The 23822-nt window shown below is 49.5% G+C and carries 18 protein-coding genes; 13 read left to right on the top strand and 5 right to left on the bottom strand.

The features are described from left to right. Window positions 1-268: 268 nt before the first annotated feature. The gene (gene map / locus JFC05_RS09055; protein WP_420850568.1) at window positions 269-1060 is read left to right on the top strand and encodes a type I methionyl aminopeptidase; all 792 of its coding nucleotides are present in this window, start codon (window positions 269-271) and stop codon (window positions 1058-1060) included. A 96-nt stretch (window positions 1061-1156) separates the two neighbouring features. After that, window positions 1157-3913 (top strand): [protein-PII] uridylyltransferase, encoded by a 2757-nt coding sequence (gene glnD, locus JFC05_RS09050; protein WP_198336649.1) that lies wholly within the window; start codon window positions 1157-1159, stop codon window positions 3911-3913. Between the two features lie 243 nt (window positions 3914-4156). On the opposite strand, the gene JFC05_RS09045 is transcribed toward glnD, so the two are convergent. After that, window positions 4157-4825: a hypothetical protein gene (locus tag JFC05_RS09045; protein ID WP_198336648.1), complete on the bottom strand. Its 669-nt coding sequence runs from the start codon at window positions 4823-4825 to the stop codon at window positions 4157-4159. A gap of 189 nt (window positions 4826-5014) precedes the next feature. Between JFC05_RS09045 and dapC the strand changes: the two genes are divergently transcribed. The 6 genes from dapC (at window position 5015) to JFC05_RS09015 (ending at window position 13111) form a co-directional block, all read left to right on the top strand. Continuing rightward, window positions 5015-6229: a succinyldiaminopimelate transaminase gene (gene dapC, locus JFC05_RS09040; protein ID WP_198336647.1), complete on the top strand. Its 1215-nt coding sequence runs from the start codon at window positions 5015-5017 to the stop codon at window positions 6227-6229. 178 nt (window positions 6230-6407) lie between these two features. Beyond that, the gene (locus JFC05_RS09035) at window positions 6408-8372 is read left to right on the top strand and encodes a DUF294 nucleotidyltransferase-like domain-containing protein (protein ID WP_198336646.1); all 1965 of its coding nucleotides are present in this window, start codon (window positions 6408-6410) and stop codon (window positions 8370-8372) included. A gap of 34 nt (window positions 8373-8406) precedes the next feature. Next, window positions 8407-9012: a 3'-5' exonuclease gene (locus tag JFC05_RS09030; RefSeq protein ID WP_198336645.1), complete on the top strand. Its 606-nt coding sequence runs from the start codon at window positions 8407-8409 to the stop codon at window positions 9010-9012. A 97-nt stretch (window positions 9013-9109) separates the two neighbouring features. Next, the gene (locus JFC05_RS09025; protein ID WP_198336644.1) at window positions 9110-11119 is read left to right on the top strand and encodes a D-alanyl-D-alanine carboxypeptidase/D-alanyl-D-alanine-endopeptidase; all 2010 of its coding nucleotides are present in this window, start codon (window positions 9110-9112) and stop codon (window positions 11117-11119) included. 370 nt (window positions 11120-11489) lie between these two features. Beyond that, window positions 11490-12005: an ABZJ_00895 family protein gene (locus tag JFC05_RS09020; protein WP_198336643.1), complete on the top strand. Its 516-nt coding sequence runs from the start codon at window positions 11490-11492 to the stop codon at window positions 12003-12005. A 572-nt stretch (window positions 12006-12577) separates the two neighbouring features. Next, window positions 12578-13111: a DUF421 domain-containing protein gene (locus tag JFC05_RS09015; RefSeq protein WP_198336642.1), complete on the top strand. Its 534-nt coding sequence runs from the start codon at window positions 12578-12580 to the stop codon at window positions 13109-13111. 47 nt (window positions 13112-13158) lie between these two features. Here JFC05_RS09015 and JFC05_RS09010 read toward each other — a convergent pair whose 3' ends face one another. Further along, window positions 13159-13605 carry a DUF2147 domain-containing protein gene (locus JFC05_RS09010; protein ID WP_198336641.1) on the bottom strand — a complete coding sequence of 149 codons (447 nt, stop codon included), beginning with the start codon at window positions 13603-13605 and terminating at the stop codon, window positions 13159-13161. 214 nt (window positions 13606-13819) lie between these two features. Between JFC05_RS09010 and rlmH the strand changes: the two genes are divergently transcribed. After that, window positions 13820-14308: a 23S rRNA (pseudouridine(1915)-N(3))-methyltransferase RlmH gene (gene rlmH / locus JFC05_RS09005; RefSeq protein WP_198336640.1), complete on the top strand. Its 489-nt coding sequence runs from the start codon at window positions 13820-13822 to the stop codon at window positions 14306-14308. A gap of 83 nt (window positions 14309-14391) precedes the next feature. Continuing rightward, window positions 14392-15282: a DODA-type extradiol aromatic ring-opening family dioxygenase gene (locus tag JFC05_RS09000; RefSeq protein WP_198336639.1), complete on the top strand. Its 891-nt coding sequence runs from the start codon at window positions 14392-14394 to the stop codon at window positions 15280-15282. Between the two features lie 48 nt (window positions 15283-15330). Here JFC05_RS09000 and JFC05_RS08995 read toward each other — a convergent pair whose 3' ends face one another. Both JFC05_RS08995 and JFC05_RS08990 read right to left on the bottom strand, forming a co-directional pair. Beyond that, window positions 15331-16824 (bottom strand): amidase, encoded by a 1494-nt coding sequence (locus JFC05_RS08995; RefSeq protein WP_198336638.1) that lies wholly within the window; start codon window positions 16822-16824, stop codon window positions 15331-15333. A 259-nt stretch (window positions 16825-17083) separates the two neighbouring features. After that, window positions 17084-20365: a DNA translocase FtsK gene (locus JFC05_RS08990; RefSeq protein ID WP_198336637.1), complete on the bottom strand. Its 3282-nt coding sequence runs from the start codon at window positions 20363-20365 to the stop codon at window positions 17084-17086. A gap of 553 nt (window positions 20366-20918) precedes the next feature. Here JFC05_RS08990 and trxB point away from each other — a divergent pair. From trxB to JFC05_RS08975, 3 genes are read left to right on the top strand one after another with little or no spacing between them, the layout of a single operon-like run. Then, window positions 20919-21941 (top strand): thioredoxin-disulfide reductase, encoded by a 1023-nt coding sequence (gene trxB / locus JFC05_RS08985; RefSeq protein ID WP_198336636.1) that lies wholly within the window; start codon window positions 20919-20921, stop codon window positions 21939-21941. After that, on the top strand, window positions 21942-22736 hold the full coding sequence (gene aat / locus JFC05_RS08980) for a leucyl/phenylalanyl-tRNA--protein transferase (protein ID WP_198336635.1): 795 nt from the start codon (window positions 21942-21944) through the stop codon (window positions 22734-22736). Window positions 22737-22757: 21 nt separating this feature from the next. Next, a complete protein-coding gene (locus JFC05_RS08975; RefSeq protein WP_198336634.1) occupies window positions 22758-23195 on the top strand; it encodes a MerR family transcriptional regulator in 438 nt (145 codons plus the stop codon). Window positions 23196-23244: 49 nt separating this feature from the next. Here the strand turns inward: JFC05_RS08975 and rimI are convergent, their stop codons facing one another. Continuing rightward, window positions 23245-23736, bottom strand: a complete 492-nt coding sequence (gene rimI, locus JFC05_RS08970) for a ribosomal protein S18-alanine N-acetyltransferase (protein WP_198336633.1) — start codon at window positions 23734-23736, stop codon at window positions 23245-23247. Window positions 23737-23822: the final 86 nt, after the last annotated feature.

Here is a 23822-nt window from a genome sequence, read left to right as displayed (position 1 = left end):
GCCTTTACCTCATAACGTCGGCAAAGACTGCTGCTAATCCCTTTAGCATGCAAAATTACATTACTTCTATCTTTTACAAGATTCAACTAAATTGTCAAAATATGAATATATTATCGTGACTGGAGGGTCATAACGGCTCGAATGGGGCTGTAAAGTAACTATTGTCAATAATAATGATAGATTTAATATCAATTATCATAAAACTGCCATCGGTCCATTTATGGTATAATCTCTCCACATTAACCTCATAATTATAAGACACAAGATGATGACTAAAAAATCCCTTATCCAGTCCCCAGAGGCCATAGAAAAAATGCGTGTGGCCGGCAAACTCGCCAGTGATGTCCTTGTCATGCTCGACGAACATGTCAAGGTCGGCGTCAGTACCGAAGCCCTCAACCAAATCGCTCATGACTATATAGTCAATGTGCAAAAAGCCATTCCTGCTCCGCTGAACTACAATGGCTTTCCAAAATCTATCTGCACCTCTGTTAATCATGTGGTTTGTCACGGTATTCCTACCGAAAGCAAGCTACTCAAAGATGGCGATATCATCAACATCGATGTGACCGTGATCAAAGACGGCTACTATGGCGATACTTCAAAGATGTGGATCGTCGGTAACGGCTCTATCATGGCTAAGCGCATTTGTGATGTCGCGCAAAAGGCACTGTATGCGGGTATGAGCGTAGTCAAAGACGGCGCGCGTCTCGGTGATATTGGTGCAGCGATTCAAGAAGTGGTCGAGCCTGAGCGTTTTAGTATCGTCCGTGAGTTTTGTGGTCATGGTATCAGTGATGAATTCCATCACGAGCCACAAGTGATGCACTACGGCAAAAAAGGCACAGGCTTTGAGCTAAAAACGGGCATGACCTTTACCATTGAGCCGATGATCAACCAAGGCACATGGCAGACCAAGATTTTACCTGATGAATGGACGGCGATTACCAAAGACCGTAAGCTGTCGGCTCAGTGGGAGCATACGATGGTCGTGACCGACAATGGCTGTGAAGTGTTTACCACGCGCCCTGAAGAAGACCTGAGCTTTTTGACCCAGTAAGATAAGAAAAGATCGCCTAGGCGGTCTTTTTTTTGGACTATAATTGCGATACTTTTGGTATCAACAATTTTTTTACCCTATTAATTGGATATCCTCATGTTTAATTGCGATGTCACCTCTATCGATTTGACACCCTTACCCCTATTTTCCAAGCAATCAGTGACTACCGACGCGCTGCCAGCAAGCGCCAGCGCCGATAGCACCTCAGAGCCTGCTTTGTTGGGTATTCCTGAATGGCTGAGCCAAATCAATGAGGATATCAGCCGTGCCCTTGAGCGCGGTGTCAATATTCGTCAGCTGGTTGGCGCGCGTAGCGAGGCGATTGATGAGCTGCTGATTGCTTTGTTTTATTGGTTTGAGCTGGATAAGACGGATTTGGCCCTGTTTGCGACAGGTGGCTATGGACGCGGTGAGCTGTCGCTTTATTCAGATATTGATATCCTGCTGTTATCTCCTGACGAAGTCGGCGCTGATGCCAGTAGTAAGATTGATAAATTGGTCGCATTGCTGTGGGATATCGGGCTGGAGCCTGCGCTGTCGGTACGCAGTGTCAACGATGCGTTAGAAGCTGCACTTGACCATACGATAGCCAGTGCCCAGCTCGAAGCTCGATTGTTAATCGGCAACGAAGCACTGCGAGATATGCCCATCCAAATCGTTAACAAGCAGTGGTCTCCTCGTGCCTTTTTTGATGTAAAAATGGAAGAGTCTAAGGCCCGTTATCTACAACATAATGCAACTGAGTATAATCTTGAACCCAATATCAAAACGGCGCCTGGGGGATTACGTGACATTCATATCATCGGCTGGGTGACCAAACGATATTTTCGCGTGGGCAAGCTCTATGACTTGGTGCAACAAAACTTTTTGACAGAAAAAGAGTTCGATGAGCTCAGCTTTGCAGAAGGCTATCTATGGCAGATACGGCATTATCTGCATGTGCTGACCGGACGTAACGAAAACAAGCTGTTGTTTGATTATCAGCGTGAGATTGCCCAATTAATGGGTTATGAGACTCAGCCAGACGATCAGCCAAATGCGGCTGTTGAACGCTTTATGCGCGATTACTATCGCTGTGCCATGCAAATATCAACGCTGTCTGAGATGCTGACCAATCACTACTATGAGACCATCATAGAGCCGCAACTGCCTGATGACGAGCGCCCCAAAAAGCAGCCGATCAATGCAAGATTCAACCGTGTTGGTGATCATATTGCTATAGCGCACCATCGGGTTTTTGCTCAGCATCCTGAATCTATTTTAGAGATGTTCTTATTAATGGGTCAGCACGGTATCGACAAGGTTCGTACCCACACGCTGCGTGCACTAAAAATCGCCGCGCGCGGCATTGATCAGATTTATCGCGACAACCCTGCCCATCAAGCGCTGTTTTTGGCCAACTTAAAAGAACAAAACTATTTGTTCCATCGTCTGCGCACCATGAACCGCTATGGCGTCTTGGGAAATTACATTCCAGCCTTTGCCCAAGTCACCGGACTGATGCAGTATGATCTATTTCACCGCTATACGGTCGATGCCCATACGTTGTTTTTGATTCGTATTTTGCACCGCTTTACCGATCCGCGGTTTTTTGAGGACTTTCCTTTGGTCAGTGCGATCTTTCAGCGGATTGAGCGCAAAGAGATATTGGTACTGGCAGCGATGTTTCATGATATTGCCAAAGGTCGCGGCGGCAATCACAGCCTGCTGGGTGAGACAGAAGCGATTGAGTTTTGTTTGGCGCACGGTATGAGCAAAGCCGACGCGCATCTGGTCGGCTGGCTGACCCGTCACCATTTACTGATGTCGATGACCGCCCAAAAAAAGGACATCTCAGATCCAGAGGTGGTCACAGTGTTTGCGGATTTGGTCGGCAATGTCACCCACCTCAATCATTTATACGTCCTGACTGTCGCTGACATGAACGCCACCAATCCGCAGCTCTGGAACAGCTGGCGGGCGACCCTGATGAAACAGCTCTACTCGCAGACACGCCGTATCCTACGCGCCGATATCGACGCCCCGACCAATCGCCAAGATATGATCAGCGCTACGCGTAAACAAGCGCTAAAGATGCTCGACAATGTCGACAATCAGCATATGAATCGCGAGGAAGTGTTACGTCTTTGGGACGATCTGGGCGATGAGTACTTTTTGCGCGAGATACCAGAGGATATCTTTTGGCACACCGAAGCCATCCTAAACCATCCGCCCATCGGTCTGGCATCTAATGCCGATAGCCCGCCACTGGTGGTATTGCGCGAGCATCGTGAGCTGGCGCTTGATGCCGTTCAGGTCTTTGTCTACACCCAAGATCAGATGAATCTGTTTGCTGTGACCATGGCCGTCTTTGATCAGATGAACCTAGATGTGCTCGATGCGCGCATCATCACCGCCACTCGCGACTTTGCCTTGGACTCCTATGTGCTGCTCGATCCGAGTGGTACGTTACTGGTCGATGAAGACAGCCAGCAAGAGCTCAAGCAGCGACTGATTGACGCCTTCAAAGCCCCTGCCTTACCAAAGCTGGTGCATAAACGCATCCCTAGGCAGCTGCGCCATTTTGAGGTAAAAACGGAGATTAGCTTTGAGTTTAATGACGCCTCAGATCAGCATATCATGAGCCTAGAGACTTTAGATCAGCCAGGGCTGCTGGCGCGCGTTGGACAAGTGTTTTTGCAAGAAAAAATAGAAGTGCACGCTGCTCGTATTACCACGTTAGGCGAGCGCGCAGAAGATATGTTTTATATCAGTGATCAAAACGATGAGCCGCTGTCCGCTGATAGGCTAAGCGCCTTAAAAGCTGCGCTGCTTGCCAGCCTGACAGCTCCAAAAGACACGAGTAGAGGATAAAGTGGCCAGCCTAAAACCTATCATAAACCTCGCTATAATCGGTTCACTATAAAAATGTTATAGCAAGGCTGATAGAAATTTTTGCAGCCTCTGTCTGCGTAGGCACAGCACGCCAGAAAATTTTTATCGGTCTTGCTGGTTAATCAACGCATGATTCTCTTATTTAGAATCAACTATACTGTTCCGTAAAAACAAGCCCCATCATTGATAATACATTGATGGGGCTTATCGCTATAGCGTCACTTATAAGGTGCTTTTATATACCATCTCACGAGCATGCTCTTTTAGCTCATCATCGGCCAGCTCTAGTGGCAAAACCTCCGCCTCCACTTGCGTCTGTGTCAATATCAAACGCCCCGCATCGACTTCTTTTTGTAGCAAGCATTGTAAGCTGGCTAAATGAAACCGCCCATCTAATGCCTCATACAACTGCTCTAACGAAATAGGCGACTTGGCATGCACATCAGGATACAAACAGTCTTCTGCCAGTATCGCCATCTCATTGAGCGCCTGCTCGCGGAGCAGCTCATCATTATCGATTTTTTGTTGTAGCTTGTTGGCGAGTCGCCCCTTACTCATCAAGATGACGACAAATATCGCCGTCTGAATGACAAATAACCCCACATACTGCCAAAGCGGTAGCGAGAGGTCTAAAAATCGGCTCAGCAGCATTAGCGCCATAGCCACCAGCACATAGCTGACCAGCTGCCACATCAGCCACATCATCAGGCTGTTTTCGCCATACCAAAACACCTGTCGCTCTTTTAGGTTAATCAAATTCTGACGCGTCTGCCACCAGCACTGCTCGCGCTCTTGTAGCAGCTCGTATAATTTGACACGCGTTACACTATTATCAACGTCATTGTTGATATCTTTAGCGTGAAGTTGGTCATTATTTAGGACACTAGACATATCAAATTACCCTTACTATCAGCCAACATATCGCGCCGACCGCTGTTTTTTATTATGAAAAGTTATCAATAAATGCGTCTTTATAGACAAGAGAAGCAAAAGACAAAAAATATAAGAAGTGCTACACTGCTCAAATGTAATTTTTTTTTATAACTTTATTATTAATTGTCTATTATAGTTACCCTACCTATGAATCACAACTTAACACACCTGCATCCGTATCCTTTTGCCAAGATGGCTGCTTTGTTGGCCGATAGCACACCAGACCCCCGTTACAGTGCGATAAAGCTAGGCATCGGTGAGCCAAAACATCAGCCACCGAGCTTCGTCTTGGACGCATTACACGAAAACTTGGACAAAATAAGCCTTTATCCGACCACCAATGGTCTGTTTGAGCTTCGTCAGACCATCGCGCATTGGTTGGAGGGGCGGTTCTTTTTGCATCATGTCGATCCTCGCACCCAAGTGCTCCCTGTGATGGGCACGCGTGAAGCGATTTTTAGCATTGTACAAGCGGTCATCGATCATCGGTGTGATGACGCACAACCGGCAACTGGCGCACCCCCGACTGTCATCATGCCCAATCCGTTTTATCAGATCTATGAAGGTGCGGCGATATTGGCGCAGGCGACGCCGTACTTTGTGCCTTGTACTGCGGAGAATGATTTTAAGGGTAACTATCGGGCAGTGCCAACAGATGTGTGGGCGCGCACGCAGCTACTTTTTGTCTGTAGCCCCAACAACCCGACAGGCTCGGTGATGACGATGGAGGATTGGGAATATCTGCTGCGCTTGTCAGATCAGTATGGGTTTATCATTGCCAGCGACGAGTGCTATAGCGAGCTGTATTTTGATACAGCACCGATAGGTCTGCTACAAGCGTGCGCCGCGCTCGGTCGACATGACTTTAAAAACAGTATCGTCTTTCACTCGTTATCCAAGCGCTCCAACCTACCGGGCTTACGCTCAGGGTTTGTCGCTGGCGACGCTGAGGTTTTGCAGGCCTATTTGCAATATCGCACCTATCAAGGCTGTGCGATGCCAATACCGCATCAGCTGGCCTCTATCGCCGCGTGGCAAGACGAAAAACACGTGGCGCACAACCGCGCGCTGTATCAAGAAAAATTTACGCTATGGATGGCAGAGCTTGGCGATGTATTATCGCTACGTATGCCTGAGGCTGGCTTTTACTTTTGGGTCAAAGTCCCTGAGCAGTTCGATGGCGATGATGAAGTCTTTGTCAAAGTGCTGTATGAACAGGCCAATATCCATGCCTTAGCAGGGCGCTATCTGTCGCGTGAAGTCGCTGGACACAACCCCGGTCAGGGCTATGTGCGTATCGCGCTGGTGGCCAGTGTAGAAGAAAGCCGCGAAGCCATCCGCCGTATTCGGGCGTTGCTTTAGGTGTAAAACCGGCAAGCAGCCCCATTCTCCTTAGCCTGAGTGATACACAGAGCGACCGTTTTTATAGCCATCAACACCCTTTAATAACCATGATGGGATGCTGGTTATTAAAGGTTTTTTGGTTAAATAGTGCTATAGTAAAATAGACTGTCGCAACGATGCCATCAAGGATGATGCCATGCCCCATCTTGATTTTACCCAGCCGCCTTTTGATGTGCTGAGCTTGGCTGAGCGCCAAAGCATCAGAAAACACACCAAAATCCGCTACCTTGCCAAAGACGAAAGCCTACCTGCAGACGAGATGTCATACTTATATGTGGTCATCAAAGGCCAGATTGAGCAGTTATTGGCCGGTCATTTTGTCGCGGCCTACTTGGGTAGCAATCACTCAGATGAGCCCAATAACAACGACTGGTTTGACAGCCGCCGCTTGCCCGAGTCCTCCAACGCACCGCAGCTATCAGCCGCCTCAGACGCGCAGCTAATGGACGAAGACAGACAGCGTTATCAGTTTCGCGCCACCGAAGACACGTTACTGCTACAAGTTAAGGGTGCAGCGGTCGATAAAATCAGCGCACAAAATCATCTGGTGCGGCAAATGCTCTCTGACAAACTGCCTGAGCGTCTAAAAGCCCTGCAGCAGCGCCGCAATCGTAAATCTGCTGTCCATGCCGCCTACGATGACCAGCAAGAAGTACAGCAGATCATGCTGCAGCCGGTCATCTCTGTTCGTTTACTGCCTGTACATATCGTCGATGCTGATACCAGCTTACATGAAGCGGCGCGCACGATGACGGATGCTGGATTAAAGCACGTACTGGTGCGAGCACCTGCGCATCGACTAGCCATAGCAAACGCGCAACATGGCATCGATGAGACATTGGGCATCTTGACCGATACCGATATTTGCCGCGCGGTCAGTGAGCAGAGAGATCCTACCACCACGCCATGCCAGCGTTATGCTAACTTTAACGTACGTACCATCAAGGCGAGCGATGAGATCGGTGATGCGCTGCTGACCATGACGCGCTACCGTATTCATCGCTTGCCGGTCATCGATCACCATGGTGCGGTAGCAGGTGTGCTTGGTCAAAGCGATATGCTCGCGCACATCAGCCACCACTCGCAGCTCATCAGTATTCAAATCGAGCAAGCCCAAGATTTTAGCAGTTTGGACACGGCCGTCGAGAGGATAGGACGCTATATCCGCGCCCAGCACCAAAACGGGGTAAAAATCGGTAACATCAGCCGCATGGTACAGACCTTGAACGCTCAGGTATTTACCAAGTTGTGGCAGCTGCTCGTTCCTGATGAGGTGATGAGCCACACCTGTCTTATCGTCATGGGCTCCGAGGGTCGCGGCGAGCAAATCATGCGCACCGACCAAGACAATGCACTGATCATCCGTGATGGCTATACTCATCCGGATCTACCGCAGTTTGCTGCGTGCTTTAATGAGCAGTTGGCGCAACTTGGCTATCCGCTGTGCGACGGCAATATCATGATGACCAACCCGATATGGCGACAACCATTACAACGGTTTAATGCCCAAATCAGCTCATGGTTTAAAAACACCGATCCCATGCACGCCATCTACTTGTCTGCCATTCTCGATGGCGAATACGTCTGCGGTGATGAGACGCTCTTGCAGCACGTTCGTCAGCACCTCAAGGCCGCGCATCGACGCTCAGACCCTATGTTTGTGCGCCAGTTTGCGCGGGCAGCACTACAGTTTGGCGATGTCCATCAATGGTGGCAAAAATTTGTACCATTATTAGCAGGTAAAAGCGCCTCGCAAGATATCGATCTAAAAAAAGCAGGGATTTTTCCGTTAGTACATGGTATTCGCGCCCTCGCTCTAGAAAACGATGTCTTGGCCGTCCCTAGCAGTAAACACCGCCTAAAAGCCTTGGTCGAAGTGGGCGCACTGACCCAAGAGCGGGCTGACACGCTGTTAGAAGCGCTGGAGTTTTTTATGGCGCAGCGACTCTCTGTTGCGCTCTCGACCGATGACAAACATGCACGGCAGGTCAACCCCATGACGCTAACCGCGCTTGAGCGTGATTTATTAAAAGAGTGTTTGGCTGTTGTCAAAAGCTTTAAAAACCAGCTGCGGCAGCATTATCAATTAGAGATCGCCTAGAGCGGCGCAAAGCAGCAAAAAGAGAATACAGAATATGAGCTGGCTGACCCAACTATCATGCAAATGGCAAAAAATGCAGCTGCAGCGGCCTGAGCTGGCGGCGATGTTTGATCAACCTGCCACTGAGCGGTGGGTGGCACTCGACTGTGAGATGACGGGGCTAAACCCCAAAAAGCACCACCTACTATCGGTGGCCGCGATTCATATCGATGGCTCTAGCATCGATACGGGCAATGGCATCCATCTGGTCTGTCGCCCGCCCGTCATGCCTGACCGCGACACCATCGTAATCCATGGTCTACGTACCGCTGATGTCGAGCATGGTATGAGCTATGATGAGATGCTGGCGCGGCTACTGCCCTTTATCGGCAACCGTCCGATTGTGGGGTTTTGTCCGCAGATCGATATGGGGTTTTTAAACCCATTGGTAAAAGACTACATGGGCACCACCTTGCCCAATAAAATCATCGATATTCGGCACTTATACAGTCGGCGTCTGAGTGGTCAAACCCAAGGGCTCTCCAGCCAAGCGCAGCAGCTGACCAACATCTTAGCGTATTATCAGATTCCTGATTTGGGTGCTCATGACGCCTATAATGATGCCACCATGACCGCCATGGCGTTTTTGCATGTGCGCTAGACTGATACATGCCCTTGATAATCAACACGCCCCATCTACGCGACAAGCGAAACTCATGATACCATAGGCTATTTTTGCCACCTGATGAACGATACTCATGCAATCCACTTCTACCCCCCATTATTATGACAAGCCTTCTGCCTTTGATACGCCGCCGCACGCTGCGGTTGCGCCGTTACGACTGCATCGACTTGGCAGGCGCTTTGTCAGACAAGCATTATTGGCCACTGCGCTGGCGGCACCGCTTGTTTCCCAAGCGGCGCTACCAGAGGGCATCCAAACCGCCTTGTCACGTGCAGATTTGAGCGCCGCCGACATCAGTATCGTCATCACGCCAGTGGGCGACAAAAACGCCAGTCACTTACCAGCGCCTATCAAAGTCATCGACAGCCAGCATCCAGCAGAGCGCTCAAACAACGCTGCCAGTTATCAAAGCGCGCTTGTGACCATAGAAAAACGAACCATCCAAAAGCATGAGCGGCAGCTACACGCTTATACCGACGACCCTTCTACTTATCAAAGCTTAGAGAGCATTCCTACCCTACCGTCAGAGGCCAAATGGCCAAACGCTAAAATGCAAACAAGCCAAGACAGTAGTACCGACGATAGTAGCGTCAATGACGGCGCGGATGTCGAGCAAAAAAGCACCGCACATACAACGACCAAGATAGTTTTTTCACCCTTACTGAGTCATCAAGCTCAGGTAGCGCGCACCCCTGCCAGCACCATGAAGCTGGTGCCGAGCTTTATCGCACTAGATACACTTGGCGCAGATTTTGTCTGGCATACCCGCGTCTATCATACTGGCGTGATCATCGGCGAGCGCCTGTATGGCGACTTGGTGCTACAAGGCAGCGGCGACCCAAAAATGACGCATAAGCGCCTACAGCAGCTGCTCTATCACGTGCAAGCCTCAGGTATTCATCATATCGACGGGGATATCATCGTCGACAGCACAGTGTTTGATAAGGTGGGCAAAGACCCTGCGGCCTTTGACAACGCGCCATTGCGTCCTTATAACGCAAGTCCTGATGGTTTTTTGGTCAATTTTAGTACCATCGGTATCAAAAGCTATCCGCTGGACACTGACCGCGCGCGACTCACATACACACCGCAGCTGGCCGATTATCAATTGCCCACCACCATAGCCACTCGCTCAGCGAGCTGTGGACAGGCGCGCTATAGCCTTGCGCCAGTATGGCAAGCCAGCCAACTAGTGTTTCATCAAAACTTGCCAAATAGCTGCCAAGAGCACGCGTTTTATGTGGCTTATCCTGATGCCAAAGACTTTGCCGCGCGGGTCATTAAGGCCAAATGGCAAGCACTGGGCAATACCCTGACAGGCGATGTGCTCAGCCGCGAGACGCCCTATAATGCGTCATCTCATAAACAGCCAAAAACAGGTTTGCGTGCGCTACCGATGTCACCGCTGCCACAGGTCAGCTATCCGTCGTTAAACTTGGCTCAGCAAATCCACGACATCAACCATTTTTCAAACAACGTCATGACTGAGCAAGTGGCATTATCCATTGCCGCTTACGCCCCGCCATCTGATACTAAGACGACCGCGGCTGACACTGCTACACCCACTCAAACTGCCGTTAGCAAGCCAAAAGGACAAGAAAAAGCAGGAGGCAACAAGACGAGTCTCTATCAGTTTGGCAAACCTGCAACCACTAACTATCCGGTAGCCTTACAGACCATCAACCAGTGGTGGCAACACCATCTAGACACGCCTGCGCCATATCTGACCAACGGCTCAGGGTTGTGCCGTGACTGCACGATCACCGCGGCCAACCTAAACGAGCTGCTAATCTATGCCTACGATCACCCAAGTTTTGACGCTTATGTCAACTCGCTCGGCATCGCTGGTGTCAGTGGCACCATTAGCGCGCATAGTGACCGCTTGCCTGAGTCAGCCGCCATTGGCCGCGCTTGGATTAAGACAGGTACGCTCAATAACGTCACCTCTATGGCAGGCTATGTCAAAGGCCTATCGGGGCAAGACTATGTGGTCGTGGGTATCATTAATAGCGAGCAAACGCTCAATGCTTATACGGCAAGACCTGTACTCGATGCGATGCTGGACTGGACCGCGCAGCACTAGGGTGTGTCTTCGTTTCAAAAATGGTGATAAAGATGGGATAAATTGCGGTCAAACATTGCGGTCAAACAAGGAAAATAGCGCCGTTAATATCGGGATATAAACCCGCTATTTGACGATGTTTGGCAAAATTTGGCCATTTTTAGCCCATTTAGATATAGTTAGCTGAATGTAAAACTGTTATGGATTTAAACGCGCTACTGGTATAAATTTTACTTGCGGGATGCGTTCCCAGAGGCTGCGCAACCTACGTTTAAAAATAGCACCCCAGTAGCGCCATGACATTTTTAGAGTGTATCGACTATAACTATCGAATGAATTGAAGACACACCCTAATACGGCAACTCTCTTTTTATCTGAATAAGGCGCGCTTATGTCACGCAAAACCACCAATCTCAATAAACCCAGCCCCGCTACCAACCCCCACGGACTGGCCACGACACGCGCGAGCACTCAGCCTCAGCTTCCGCCATACATTGGATACTTTGCGATCGGTTATGTACTGGCCAGCGCCCTATTTATGCTGATTCAAACCAAACTGGCATTAAATGCACAGCTGGTCACCGTCCTATCCATCATCCTTGCAGCCTATATCGCAGTCAGCAAGTTTGTTAAACATCAGCAGCGCGCTCTTTACAAAGACGAAATCAACCGCTTGATGCTGGGCGGTATCATGGTCGTCTGGCTATTGACGGGGCTGTATTTTTTAGCGTTATGGTTTTTGCTTTTTGACGATATCAGCCGTGAGGTTTTGCTGGCGATGGCCAAGCAGCAGCCATTACCGTTACTCTCTGCGCTAGTGATGATCGTGGTGCTGTCACTGGTCAGCGCGCGCATCAGCATCTGGGCATTTAACCGCCTACTCGATCCTGCGCCCAAAACCCTATAAGACGCTCTAAAACCCTAAACGACCCGACAGGATTCTGTTCACTTAAAACACGATGACATGCTGAGCCTACGCCGATAGATGCTATAAATGCTATGCAAAATGAATACCCGTAAAATATGACGGCGTGGCACCTGCTATCCTGCCTGTCAATTTATTTAGGATTGACTAGGGCGTGTTGAACATTCAAATATTAGGACTGCTGATAGATAAAATCACCCCAAACTAGGCGTAAACCGACGATAATGTCGAGGCCTTAGCTAGGTTTACAACACCGTTTGGGGTGATTTTAGCATCAGCCCTTCGGGGCGGGGCTCTTTTTTGCCAATACATGGTGAAATTGTCTATCATAGAATGACTAGGATTCGAAAATTTCACTGCGTATTGGCAAAAAATAGCCGCCGCCAGTGCCACATTTGAATGTTCAACACGCCCTATATGAGTGCCTTAAAAAACGCTGACTATACACGGTGCTACAAAGTTTTTTTCTATTGCTGAGCAAAATCCGTTAGGCTAAGGTAAATGCCTACTGTGTTAAGCGACTTGCTTTGGTATTTTCAATAGGAGCTAGCTTTATGGACATGATTTTTTTTGACAATATAGACAAGCTTGGCCGTATCGTGTTGACGAGCGTCATGGTGTACGTCTTAATCGTACTGGTGACCAAAGTCTCAGGCAAACGCTCCACCTCGCAGCTCAACAACTTCGATTGGGTTGTCACGGTGATGATCGGGTCTCTGGGTGCCAGCACCATCTTGCTCAAAGACGTTCCGTTTATCGAAGGGGTCTCCTCGATATTGGTGCTTTATCTGTTGCAGTTTTTGGTCACCAAATATGCCTCGGTATCACCGCAGTTTAGCAACTTTATTTTATCAGAGCCGCGTATCGTCTTTTATCAAGGCCAGTTTTTGTCAGATGCCATGCGGTCTGAGCGCCTGACCCGTCAAGAGATAGAATGTGCGATGCGCTCTCAAGGTATCAACAGCTTTGATGATGTCGAAGCGGTGGTCTTTGAGTCTGACGCCAAGCTGACCATTATCCCCAAACCTACGGATGACACGCACGGCAAAGAAAACACTATCTCGCAAACCATTAAGCCTTTGATGTGAGGGGTTTTGAAGCGACTGGTTTTGAGATGACTAATGCAGTAAGCATTCTATTTGATGCGTTGCCACGTCTGTGAGCGGCCAAACAATGGCGTGCCGACATAACCGCGCAGATCAAGACTTTGACCATTGTCACTTAAGGTGATTTTTCCTGAATACACTTTGCCAGACTCAGGATCGACCAGCTTACCGTCGCTCCATTGGTTGTTGCCCTCTGCCTTGAGACCGGTCAAAATCTGCAAGCCTTCCACTGGCTGGTTTTTAAGATTACCAGGACATTTAGTACAGACGGCTTTGGCTTTTTCTTTATTAAGCACCTTAATAATTTTACCTGAGACCTTACCACCTCTTTCATTTAGCTGAATGATGGCTTTTTTCTCCCCTGTCTTATCATCGATGGTTTGCCACTGTGTACCATCTAGTGAGGCTGCTTGCGCAGATATGGACAATAAGGCTCCTGCCATAAGAGTGAGCGTACTGGCTGTAATACGGTTCATAAACGACTCCTTTCGTTAAAAACGGTCTACCTGAATGTGTAGTCACATAAGTGAGAACTAAAAAATAAATAGAAAGAACAACTGTTTGTCAAACGCTAGTAAAGCACAAAAAAATGCGAGGTAAAAGGCTTGTTTGTTACAATATCTTAAGCGTAGAATTCTTTTGTTACATTCTCTTTTGTTATATTTTTTAATTATCGAATTGGTACATCATATGAAGGTAAGAATCTTGGCCGTAGGCACTAAGATGCCAAAATGGGTACAAACTGGTTTTGATGAGTACTTTAAACGTATTCAGCCCATGCTCAGTACTGAGATTGTCGAGATAGCGGCAGCAAAGCGGGCAAAGAACCCTTCTAAAGCCAACCTCGCTCAGTACCGCGAGCAAGAAGGACAAGCCATATTGGCCGCTCACCAAGCATCCAGCCGCGAGCAACTGTGGGTACTAGATGTCAAAGGTAAGATGCTCTCGACAGAAGGGCTGGCGGAAAAACTGGCAGACTCGATGCAGCAAGGCGATGATATCGCGCTGGTCATTGGCGGCGCTGATGGCGTGTCGCCAGAAGTGTTGGCAAAGGCCGATGTCAAATGGTCACTATCGGCGCTGACACTGCCGCATCCACTGGTACGCGTGGTATTGATGGAGCAGCTCTACCGCGCCATGAGCATCAATCACAACCACCCCTATCATCGTGGCAACTAAATACTCACAAGACAGATCAGGCTTTTGGTAGGATAACAGACAGGCAGGATTGAAATATCGCTGCAAGCCCTAATAAACGCTACATGACTCATCCAAAAAACACAGCACTTACTGCTATGGCGCCGAGCGCCGAGCAGCAACCATCAGGCAGCCACACGTCAGCGCCCATTAGTGCCGCTGATGCGTGGCCCGATACTTCTACCCTCTCTAAGCACGCAAAGCTGCCTGCGCTATTTGTCTCGCACGGCGCGCCAAGCCTAGCCACAGAGCAGTCAGCGACGACCAGTGCCTTGGCGCGTATCGGCCAAAACCTGCCTGTGCCGCGTGCCATCGTTATTATGTCGGCACATTGGCAATCAGCAAAGCTTGAGATCAGCAGCAATCCTCAGCCAAAGACTTGGCATGATTTTTCTGGGTTTGGCGCTGAGCTGTATGAGATACAATACCCTGCCGCAGGTCATCCGCTGCTTGCCGAGTCGCTTGCGCAGCAGCTCAGCGCGCGCGGTATTACCTGCAGACTAAACCCCATGCGCGCCTCTGATCATGGCGTCTGGGCGCCGCTCAAACATCTGTATCCAGAAGCCACTATTCCGATCGTACAGATTTCTTTGCCGCAGCATTATGACAGTCTCGCCTGCTATCAGTTAGGGGCGCAGCTGGCGAGTTTGCGTGATGAGCAGATACTGATCATCGGCTCAGGCAATATCACTCATAACTTGCAAGCCCTGCGCTGGCAGGCGGACAGCATCGATCAGAGCGCCAATAGTTTTAAAATATGGCTACTCAAGCAGCTCAAAACCGACATTCCAAGCGCTCTTGATTGGCAGCGTTATCCCAATTATAAAGACATCCATCCTAGTGATGAGCATCTGTTGCCACTGTTTTTTGCCTTGGGTGCCGGCCAGCGCGTCTCAGTGATACATCAAAGCATGGCGCACCATAGCTTAGGTATGGATATTTATCGCTTCGACTAAGGTGTCTTAGCTGCTGCGTTTTGACGACGTTGTTTTGAATAGCTTGAGCTACTTCTCAAACGCTGACTTCGTAAACAGCCCTGCACGCTCCATCTCACCTGCGATACTAAACAACGTCGCCTCATCATTCATCCGTCCGATCAGCTGCATACCAATCGGCAAGCCTTTTTTGCTCATGCCTACCGGCAGTGACATCGCGGGCAAACCTGTGACATTAGCTAGTAAGGTAAAAGCCATCTTACTCAACACAGGCTGGCTCAGCTTTTCTATCATGCCTGAGCTAAAGGCGTATTTCCCCATATCTATGCCTTTATTGAGCAGCTCTGCGCTACGCATCAGCATCTCATCCATACGGCTAGGCGGTAGTACGCCATGCTTGACCGCTGGTGTCGGTACGGTCGGACACAAAATCATATCGTACTCTTCTAGTAATAAGCCTGTCTGATATTGACTGTGATGCCAGCCGTGTTTGGCATGCGCCAAGTCTACCGCTGATAAGGAACGACCCAAAAGCGCCATATTGTAGGTTTGTGGCTCTAGTTTTTTGATATGCTGCGGCCCAAAATCACGCTCGATATTATCGATGGTAAATGCTGTATGGGCGCACACCACAACCATAAAATCATGCCAAAATTGCTCGATATCGATGTTAGGCTCGGCAGGCACCACGCGATGCCCCATGGCCTCTAACTGCTTGGCGGTTTGTTCAAGGACCGCCAGCACTTCCTTGTCCACCACCGTACCTGCGATCAGTGGCTGCTGATGTAGCGCAATGGTCAGCTGCCGCGGTGCGCGCATCGCAGCCTGCAAAAACGACCCCTCTGGCGGCGCAATGATAAAGGGCGCGCCAATCTCAGCGCCACTGGTGGCATCGAGCATCGCGGCACTATCGCGAACGGAGCGGGTAATCACATGATCGGCGACAGCGCCTTCCCAGCCCTCCCCAAATGTCGGGCCCATGGGGTTACGGCCACGGCTAGGCTTTAAGCCAAACGCGCCGCACCACGCCGCAGGAAAGCGTATCGAGCCGCCACCATCACCAGCGCCTGCCATCGGTACAATACCGCTTGCCACCGCCGCTGCACTACCGCCTGAGGAGCCGCCAGCACTGTAGCCTTTTTTAAAGGGATTATGCGTTGCGCCATGCGCCTTGGGCTCGGTGGTGATGATCAACCCAAACTCAGGGGTATTGGTCTTGCCAAAGGTATTGACGCCAGTGGCTTTCATACGCTTGACGATTTCGCTGTCGTCTTTTGAGACAATATTGACACTACGGCTGCCCATCGTGACAGGCTCTCCCTCAAAGCTAAACGACAAATCTTTGAGCAAGTAAGGCACGCCTGTAAACGCGCCTGCCGGTAGGCCTTGCGCCGCTGCGTGATAGGCACGCTCATCAAAACGATGAATGATGGCATTTAGCTTAGGGTTGAGCTTATTGGCTTGATAGATAGCCGCATCCAGCAGCTCTCTTGCGCTGACCTCTCCGGCATTGACCAATGCCGCTAGCGCTATCGCATCATACTGGGTGTATTCTTTAAACATAACCGAGCTTCCTTGTTCTTAAGTTATTTATCACTTTTAGTATATCGGTTTCATCGCTTCAATAGTAACCACCTTATCGACACTGCTGTGTTCACTCCATACCAGACCATGAATTTATGCTTGACACTAATACCTATCACTGTGCCGCTTTATGCGGGCAACTTTGCCAATAATATGACTGTGCTACAAACGCTCATAAAAAAAGCGAGCTACTTACTGTAACTCGCTTTTTGTCACTCAATCAAACTCACACTGTTCATCACATCAACAGCTCACGCTTGCCGCTTTTGCCCATCGAGCTGACCAGCCCAGCCTCCTCCATGGAGTCAACAATACGAGCGGCGCGGTTATAGCCGATACTAAATTTACGCTGAATACTAGAGGCTGATACTTTGCGCGTTTCCATGATAAAGGCGACTGCCTCATCGTATAAGTCGTCGTCTTCACCCGACGCATTGCCAGTACTACCGCCGCCAGGGCTAGATAGCTCAAAGTTCCCCGCCATGTTGTCAATATAGTCGGGTGCGCCGCGCTCACGCCATGCGTCACAGACACGGTTGACCTCTTCGTCACTGACGTAAGCGCCATGCACACGATCCGGCTCAATCTGTCCTGGCCCTAAAAACAACATATCGCCGTTGCCCAGCATGTCCTCTGCACCGCCACTATCCAAGATGGTACGCGAATCGACCTTTGAGTTCACACGGAGGGCGGCTCGCACTGGAATATTGGCTTTGATCAAACCGGTAATGACGTCGACTGACGGACGCTGAGTGGCGAGCATCAAATGAATACCAGCCGCGCGTGACTTTTGTGCCAACCGCGTGATCAGCTCTTCGGCCTGTTTACCGACCTGCATAATCATATCAGCAAACTCATCTGCGACAATCACAATCATCGGTAATGTCTTGAGCTTAGGCGCTTGGCTCATACTGACGCTGTCGTTGGGTCGCCATAGCGGATCGATAATAGGCTTGCCTGCTTTTTCGGCGGCGACGACTTTTTTATTAAATTCGCCCAGCTTACGTACCTTCAGCAGGCTCATGAGCTGATAGCGGCGCTCCATCTCCGCCACGCACCACGAGAGGCTACTGGCCGCTTCAGTCATGTCAGTGACCACTGGCGTCAGTAGATGCGGGATATCATTGTAGTTGGCAAGCTCAAGCTGCTTTGGGTCAATCAAAATCAGGCGCAGCTCATTGGGGGTATATTTGAGAAGCATGGACAGTAGCATGGAGTTGACCAGTACCGACTTACCAGAGCCTGTGGTGCCGGCGACCAGCATGTGCGGCGCCCGTGCAAGATCGGTGATGATCGGATTGCCACCGATATCTTTACCCATCGCCATGCTAACCTGCGCTTTAGGGTCTTTGTATGTTTCCGTATTAAGCAGCTCAATCAGACGCACCATTTCGCGTTTTTTATTGGGTACTTCGATACCGATATAAGGCTTGCCTGGGATCACCTCGACCACACGCAAAGACGCCATCGATAGCGAGCGCGCCAAATCTCGCGAGATACCCGTGACTTTACTGGCTTTGACGCCTGGTGCCAACTCGACTTCAAAGCGGGTCACCACCGGCCCTGGTATGGCATTCACCACGCTTGCTTTGACATTGAACTCCTGCAGCTTAATCTCTAATAACTCAGATAACTGCTCAAGCTCTGCGACGGTATAGCTGGGCTTACGCTCAGGGTCTGGCTTGTCCAAGATAGACATCTCAGGTATCGGCGTGAGGCTATTACGATATGCTGCTGTTTGCATTGAGCGTGACTTTTTACTAAATGCGGCATCATCACTGATATCTGGCATGACGGCTGCAACTGTCTCTGCATCATCATCTGGCATCATATCGGTGATATGATTGCTACTATCTCCCTCTGGTACCGCAAAGCTCACCGCAGGCTTGGTAGATGTTTCTGGTGTCAGCGCCGCCACTGTTGGTGCTTGTTTGGGGTTGGCAGGCGGCGTGTTGGTCGGGGTCATATCCGCGGTGTCTGCAGTAGCGGTAGCGACTTCTGAGGTAGGCTCTACAGCAGAGGGTTGCGTGTTAGACGCCGAGCTGAATGATGGCTCGACAGGCTCTACCTCTGAGCTATGTGATACGATTGCTTCTCTTGCCTCTGCCGCTGGTCTACCAGCTGCCGGACTCTCCATAGATACGGAGCTGGGCGCGGCAGCATCTGACGTCGATTCCTTATATACGACGTCATCGACTGCTGCAGTATCAGGAGTGAGCGTCTCTGCGTGTTCTGCCAACCATGCCTCAGCCAAGGTATCGACATCGTCAGTTGCCGTATCATCAGTATCGGGAGTCTCTATAGCTGACGTTACAGAGGTCGCCTCATTATCTAGCGTTTCATTACTATTGTCATAAGAGGCGGATACGGTAGATGCAGTCTCAGAGATATCGTCGGTCGTATCTGCCATATAGCTATCGCCAGCAACAAAGCTACCATCAGTATGGTAGTGCGCCTGCTCGCTGGCCAATAAATCATCCACCGTGCTCGCATCATTCCATGCAAAGCTTGGCTCTACTTTGCGAGTCATCACAGGGGTGGCCGTCGCCGCGGCTGCATCGCTGGCACTGACCGCGCCACTTTTGGCAGCAGCTACGGGGCTTTGCGGCTCGGCGCTCGACTGCGTCGGCATGGCAGGCGGCGCTACGCTGTCAGGCGATGTAGTCGCTTTTGCAGCTTGTGTCGCGGCAGCCACCGAGGCTTTGACACTATCAGCCAGTCCTGATGTGGTCAAAAACTCGGACAACACATTGCCAAATCGGCCACTTTTATCCGCAGACTGTGCGCCATCCGTAGCATCAGCAGTGGGCAGCTCTAATGCTAGCTGCTCGTGCTCTGATGCTGCTGGTGTTTTGAGCGCCTGTTGGTCATCACTATACCCAGCAGCGCTGTACTGCTTGCCCGCTTGCTCATCAACAGCGGCCGCCTCTTTGTTTTTGACCCCTGAGCCTAGCCAAGCCAGCGTGGTGATTTTTTGATAAATGCTCAGCCAGTGAATATTAAACGCAAAGGTTGCAGTGATGGTGACAAACACGGTCAAAAACACCACACTCCCCCACTGCGATAATAGCTGCGCCAAACGGGCTTGAAGCTCAAGGCCGATGATACCGCCCGCCACGCCTTCTAGTTCAGTGGCCACAGGATCTGCAACCTGCTGCACCAGCGCGACCAATTGAGCAAACAGCGCACTGGCACTTAATAACAAAAACACATAAGCGACCAAGCGCATCAGCCAAAATGTTGGCTTATTGTCCCACCAAATCAAGATGGACTCATAGACCATAAACGCCAGTAGCCACCACGCGCCAAAACCAAAAAACCGATACAGCAAATCTGACAACCATGCACCAGTTTTACCGCCCATATTGTTGATCGTGGTCATATCGCTGCTGATATGCGACCAGCTAGGGTCATTACCCGTATACGTCATCAAAATGACAAACAGATAAACGGTCAGTATTAACCCAAGCAGGGTAAATATTCCTTTTTTTAAATACTCAATTAGCGGTGCTGATATCACGTAAGATCTGCCTTGTTAATAATACTAAATGGTCGCCAACCCATGATTAACGCTAACCATGCTGGCATAAAGTGCTGACATAAACGGTACCGATCAACCTGTACCAAAATACCGAGCGCAGCGGCAATGGCTACTTGTATAAAACAATTATAAGCGCGGTTATCAAAATAGATGACAAGATTACTTAGCCCTTACTGCGCTTGGCATAACTTCTTATAATAACAAATACATAGGGACAGTGGCGACAGTCTTCTTAAGAAAATAAAACAATACACCTTTATCATCACCATTACACCGGATTTGATAAAGACTTGGCCGATTAGCGTCTACCTTTAGCGCCCTAAAATTCAAGGGTTTGATGCTTTGATTGTAATGATACCCATGTTTGCTTTAGCAAACTTGCACTTTTTGCCAACTGCCCTTATGTTATTATCACATAGCAATTAGAAGAAGCATATTTGTAGTCATTTTTGATATTCGTCTTTTATTATATTTATAACTTACATTTTTAATTCGTATATTTTTAATTCGTATATTTAGCAAGGAACAACTCATGGCAACTGACACTACTGCCCCACGTCACGAAAAGCTCATTATTTTAGGCTCAGGCCCTGCCGGTTATGCCGCGGCTGTCTATGCTGCGCGCGCTAACCTAAAGCCTGTCATGATCACGGGTATGGAAGTTGGCGGACAGCTGACCACCACCACAGAAGTTGATAACTGGCCAGGCGATGCGTACGATTTGACTGGGCCTGCGTTGATGGAACGTATGAAGAAACATGCCGAGCGTTTCGGTACCGAGTTGGTCTATGATCATATCAATGACGTCAATCTAAACGAACGTCCGTTTCAATTGACGGGCAACAATGGCAGCTACACGTGTGATGCGCTTATCATCTCAACGGGCGCTTCGGCGCAGTATTTGGGCTTGGAGTCAGAGACCAAATTTAGAGGTCTTGGCGTATCTGCTTGTGCTACTTGTGACGGTTTCTTTTATAAAGACCAAAAAGTCGCGGTCATCGGCGGCGGCAATACCGCGGTCGAAGAAGCTTTATACCTATCAAACATCGCCTCTGAGGTGACCTTGGTGCATCGCCGCGACAGCTTGCGCTCCGAGAAAATCCTGCAAGACAAGCTGTTTGAAAAAGCCAAAAACGGTAATATCAAAATTGAGTGGAACCATCAAGTCAAAGAAGTGGTTGGTGACGACATGGGTGTCAATGGGGTGTTGATCGAATCTACCGTCGATGGCAGCACCAAAACCCTAGATGTCATGGGTATGTTTGTGGCGATTGGTCATAAGCCAAATACCGACTTGTTCAAAGGTCAGCTAGCTATGAAAGACGGCTATCTTGTCGTCAATAGCGGCCTAAATGGTAACGCCACCCAGACCAGTGTCGAAGGGGTATTTGCGGCAGGTGATGTCGCCGATCACGTCTATCGTCAAGCCATTACCTCAGCAGGCACCGGCTGTATGGCCGCCCTTGATGCAGAAAAATATCTCGATGCCATCGGTGAGGCAGATGCTTCTGACCATACCTACGCCTCGACATTGACTGCTGATAAAGAAGCCTAAATGAGTCATCTTTGGCAACAAAACCATAATCCCATCACGCCTGAGACCCTAAAAAGTCTTGGGCGTTATGACTTTCCCAACCCCGCCACCATCGACCCTGATGGCATCGGCATCGTGGCGCTGGGTGGTGATTTGGCCTCCGAGACGCTCATCTCTGCTTATGCGCAGGGGCTGTTTCCTTGGTTTAATGAAGACGAGCCTATCGCGTGGTGGTGTCCTGAGCCGCGCTGCGTCATGGTGCCGGCTGAGTATATACCCAGTAAGTCGTTGCGCCGTCAGGCCAAAAAAGAGCGCTGGCAACTCACCCTCAATCAAGCGTTTGACGAAGTCATCCATGCTTGTAGCTTACCGCGTAGCAATGGTCTGCCTGAAGGCGAGCATACTTGGATTCATCAAGAGATGATCGACGCTTATGGCAAGCTACATGCCCAAGGCTTTGCCCATAGTATCGAGGTATGGGATGAACAAGGCACGCTCGTTGGCGGTCTATATGGTCTAAAGCTGGGCGGTATTTATTTTGGAGAATCGATGTTTCACCGTGCGTCAAACGCATCCAAGATGGCGTTTTGGGGTTTAATGCGTTTATGCGAGCAAAGTCAGGTCGCACTGGTCGATTGCCAATTGCCAAACGAGCACCTCATGAGCTTGGGCGCCACCACCTTACCTCGTGCTGACTTTTTGCATCAGTTAGATAGCTTGCTCGTAAGTGGTACTGAGCATTGGCACAGTGACTCCCACCAACCGCTAGCAGTCTCGCTGCTTGATACACCACACCCTTGGCAAAGCGGCAAATAGCGCCCCACTTTTGAGATTATTATGGCACTTGATACCTCATTTTTGTTAATTGGAAAACTGGCTGCCAAAGCCAATACCACCAAAGACACGGTGCGTCACTATGACCAGCTAGGCCTACTCAGATCGCGCAAACGTCAGGCAGGCTCACGGCTATATACTGAGTTTCATCCTGAATGTGTTGAACGTATTGAGCTGATAAAAAGCGCGCAAGCCATCGGTTTTACACTCACCGAAATCAGAGACAGCCTCAATGATTATTATGATGGCCAATTAGACATCGACCTACAATTACTCCTCACACAGCAAAAACTGGCACAAGTAAAAAAACAACAAGCCAATATCAATGTCATGGTTGAGCTGCTCACCGAGCGCATTGAGGTGCTTGAGCGCATGAAAGCAGACAGTGACTACAAACCCAACGTCGACGTTTGCAAAAGAAAACTCCCCACAGACCTGTAAGGTTGCACAGCTGCATTGCTAAACAAGCGCATTACATATCATCTACCCATCATTTAAAATCACGATAAGTCAGCTGCATGATCAGGGCATCGACAGCTGGCTTTTGGGCTAGCTGGTAATAGTTTTTACGCTGATGGATCACCTCAAAGCCTTGCTGCTTATATAGCGCAATCGCAGGCGCGTTGTCCGCTCGCACCTCTAATAACAGGCTCTCTACTTGTTTATCTCTCAGCGCTAAGTGTAACTGCGCAAAAATTTGCGACGCAAGCCCGCGGCGCTGATAATCAGGATGAGTGCCAATGCGTAAAATTTCTGCTTGTTCAAAGACGCTTTGATATAGGCAGTAACCTTGCACGGCTGCAGCCGACTCTGCTGACTCATAAGCGATCAGCAGATGGACACTGTCTTGCTCAAATAAATCAATCATCGCCTGATACGACCACGCATCCTGCGGCTGGACGATAGACTCGATAGCAGCTACCGCTTGCACCACTTCCTTAAAGTCTTGAGTGTCTTTTGACAAAATTTGTATTACAGTCATGCCGCCCCCTTTCCAATAAACCCCATAACACCTATAAGCGCCCAAAAAAAAGCCACCCTATAAAGGATGGCTTTTCACTACTCAAT

This window comes from Psychrobacter celer (assembly GCF_016107555.1).
In the GTDB taxonomy this organism is placed as follows: domain Bacteria; phylum Pseudomonadota; class Gammaproteobacteria; order Pseudomonadales; family Moraxellaceae; genus Psychrobacter; species Psychrobacter celer.
This window is presented reverse-complemented; position numbering and strand designations above follow the sequence as displayed.

Coding starts and splice junctions, on each gene's coding strand:
- map (WP_420850568.1), top strand. CDS start 269: ATGACTAAAAAATCCCTTATCCAGTCCCCAGAGGCCATAGAAAAAATG.
- glnD (WP_198336649.1), top strand. CDS start 1,157: ATGTTTAATTGCGATGTCACCTCTATCGATTTGACACCCTTACCCCTA.
- JFC05_RS09045 (WP_198336648.1), bottom strand. CDS start 4,825: ATGTCTAGTGTCCTAAATAATGACCAACTTCACGCTAAAGATATCAAC.
- dapC (WP_198336647.1), top strand. CDS start 5,015: ATGAATCACAACTTAACACACCTGCATCCGTATCCTTTTGCCAAGATG.
- JFC05_RS09035 (WP_198336646.1), top strand. CDS start 6,408: ATGCCCCATCTTGATTTTACCCAGCCGCCTTTTGATGTGCTGAGCTTG.
- JFC05_RS09030 (WP_198336645.1), top strand. CDS start 8,407: ATGAGCTGGCTGACCCAACTATCATGCAAATGGCAAAAAATGCAGCTG.
- JFC05_RS09025 (WP_198336644.1), top strand. CDS start 9,110: ATGCAATCCACTTCTACCCCCCATTATTATGACAAGCCTTCTGCCTTT.
- JFC05_RS09020 (WP_198336643.1), top strand. CDS start 11,490: ATGTCACGCAAAACCACCAATCTCAATAAACCCAGCCCCGCTACCAAC.
- JFC05_RS09015 (WP_198336642.1), top strand. CDS start 12,578: ATGGACATGATTTTTTTTGACAATATAGACAAGCTTGGCCGTATCGTG.
- JFC05_RS09010 (WP_198336641.1), bottom strand. CDS start 13,605: ATGAACCGTATTACAGCCAGTACGCTCACTCTTATGGCAGGAGCCTTA.
- rlmH (WP_198336640.1), top strand. CDS start 13,820: ATGAAGGTAAGAATCTTGGCCGTAGGCACTAAGATGCCAAAATGGGTA.
- JFC05_RS09000 (WP_198336639.1), top strand. CDS start 14,392: ATGACTCATCCAAAAAACACAGCACTTACTGCTATGGCGCCGAGCGCC.
- JFC05_RS08995 (WP_198336638.1), bottom strand. CDS start 16,824: ATGTTTAAAGAATACACCCAGTATGATGCGATAGCGCTAGCGGCATTG.
- trxB (WP_198336636.1), top strand. CDS start 20,919: ATGGCAACTGACACTACTGCCCCACGTCACGAAAAGCTCATTATTTTA.
- aat (WP_198336635.1), top strand. CDS start 21,942: ATGAGTCATCTTTGGCAACAAAACCATAATCCCATCACGCCTGAGACC.
- JFC05_RS08975 (WP_198336634.1), top strand. CDS start 22,758: ATGGCACTTGATACCTCATTTTTGTTAATTGGAAAACTGGCTGCCAAA.
- rimI (WP_198336633.1), bottom strand. CDS start 23,736: ATGACTGTAATACAAATTTTGTCAAAAGACACTCAAGACTTTAAGGAA.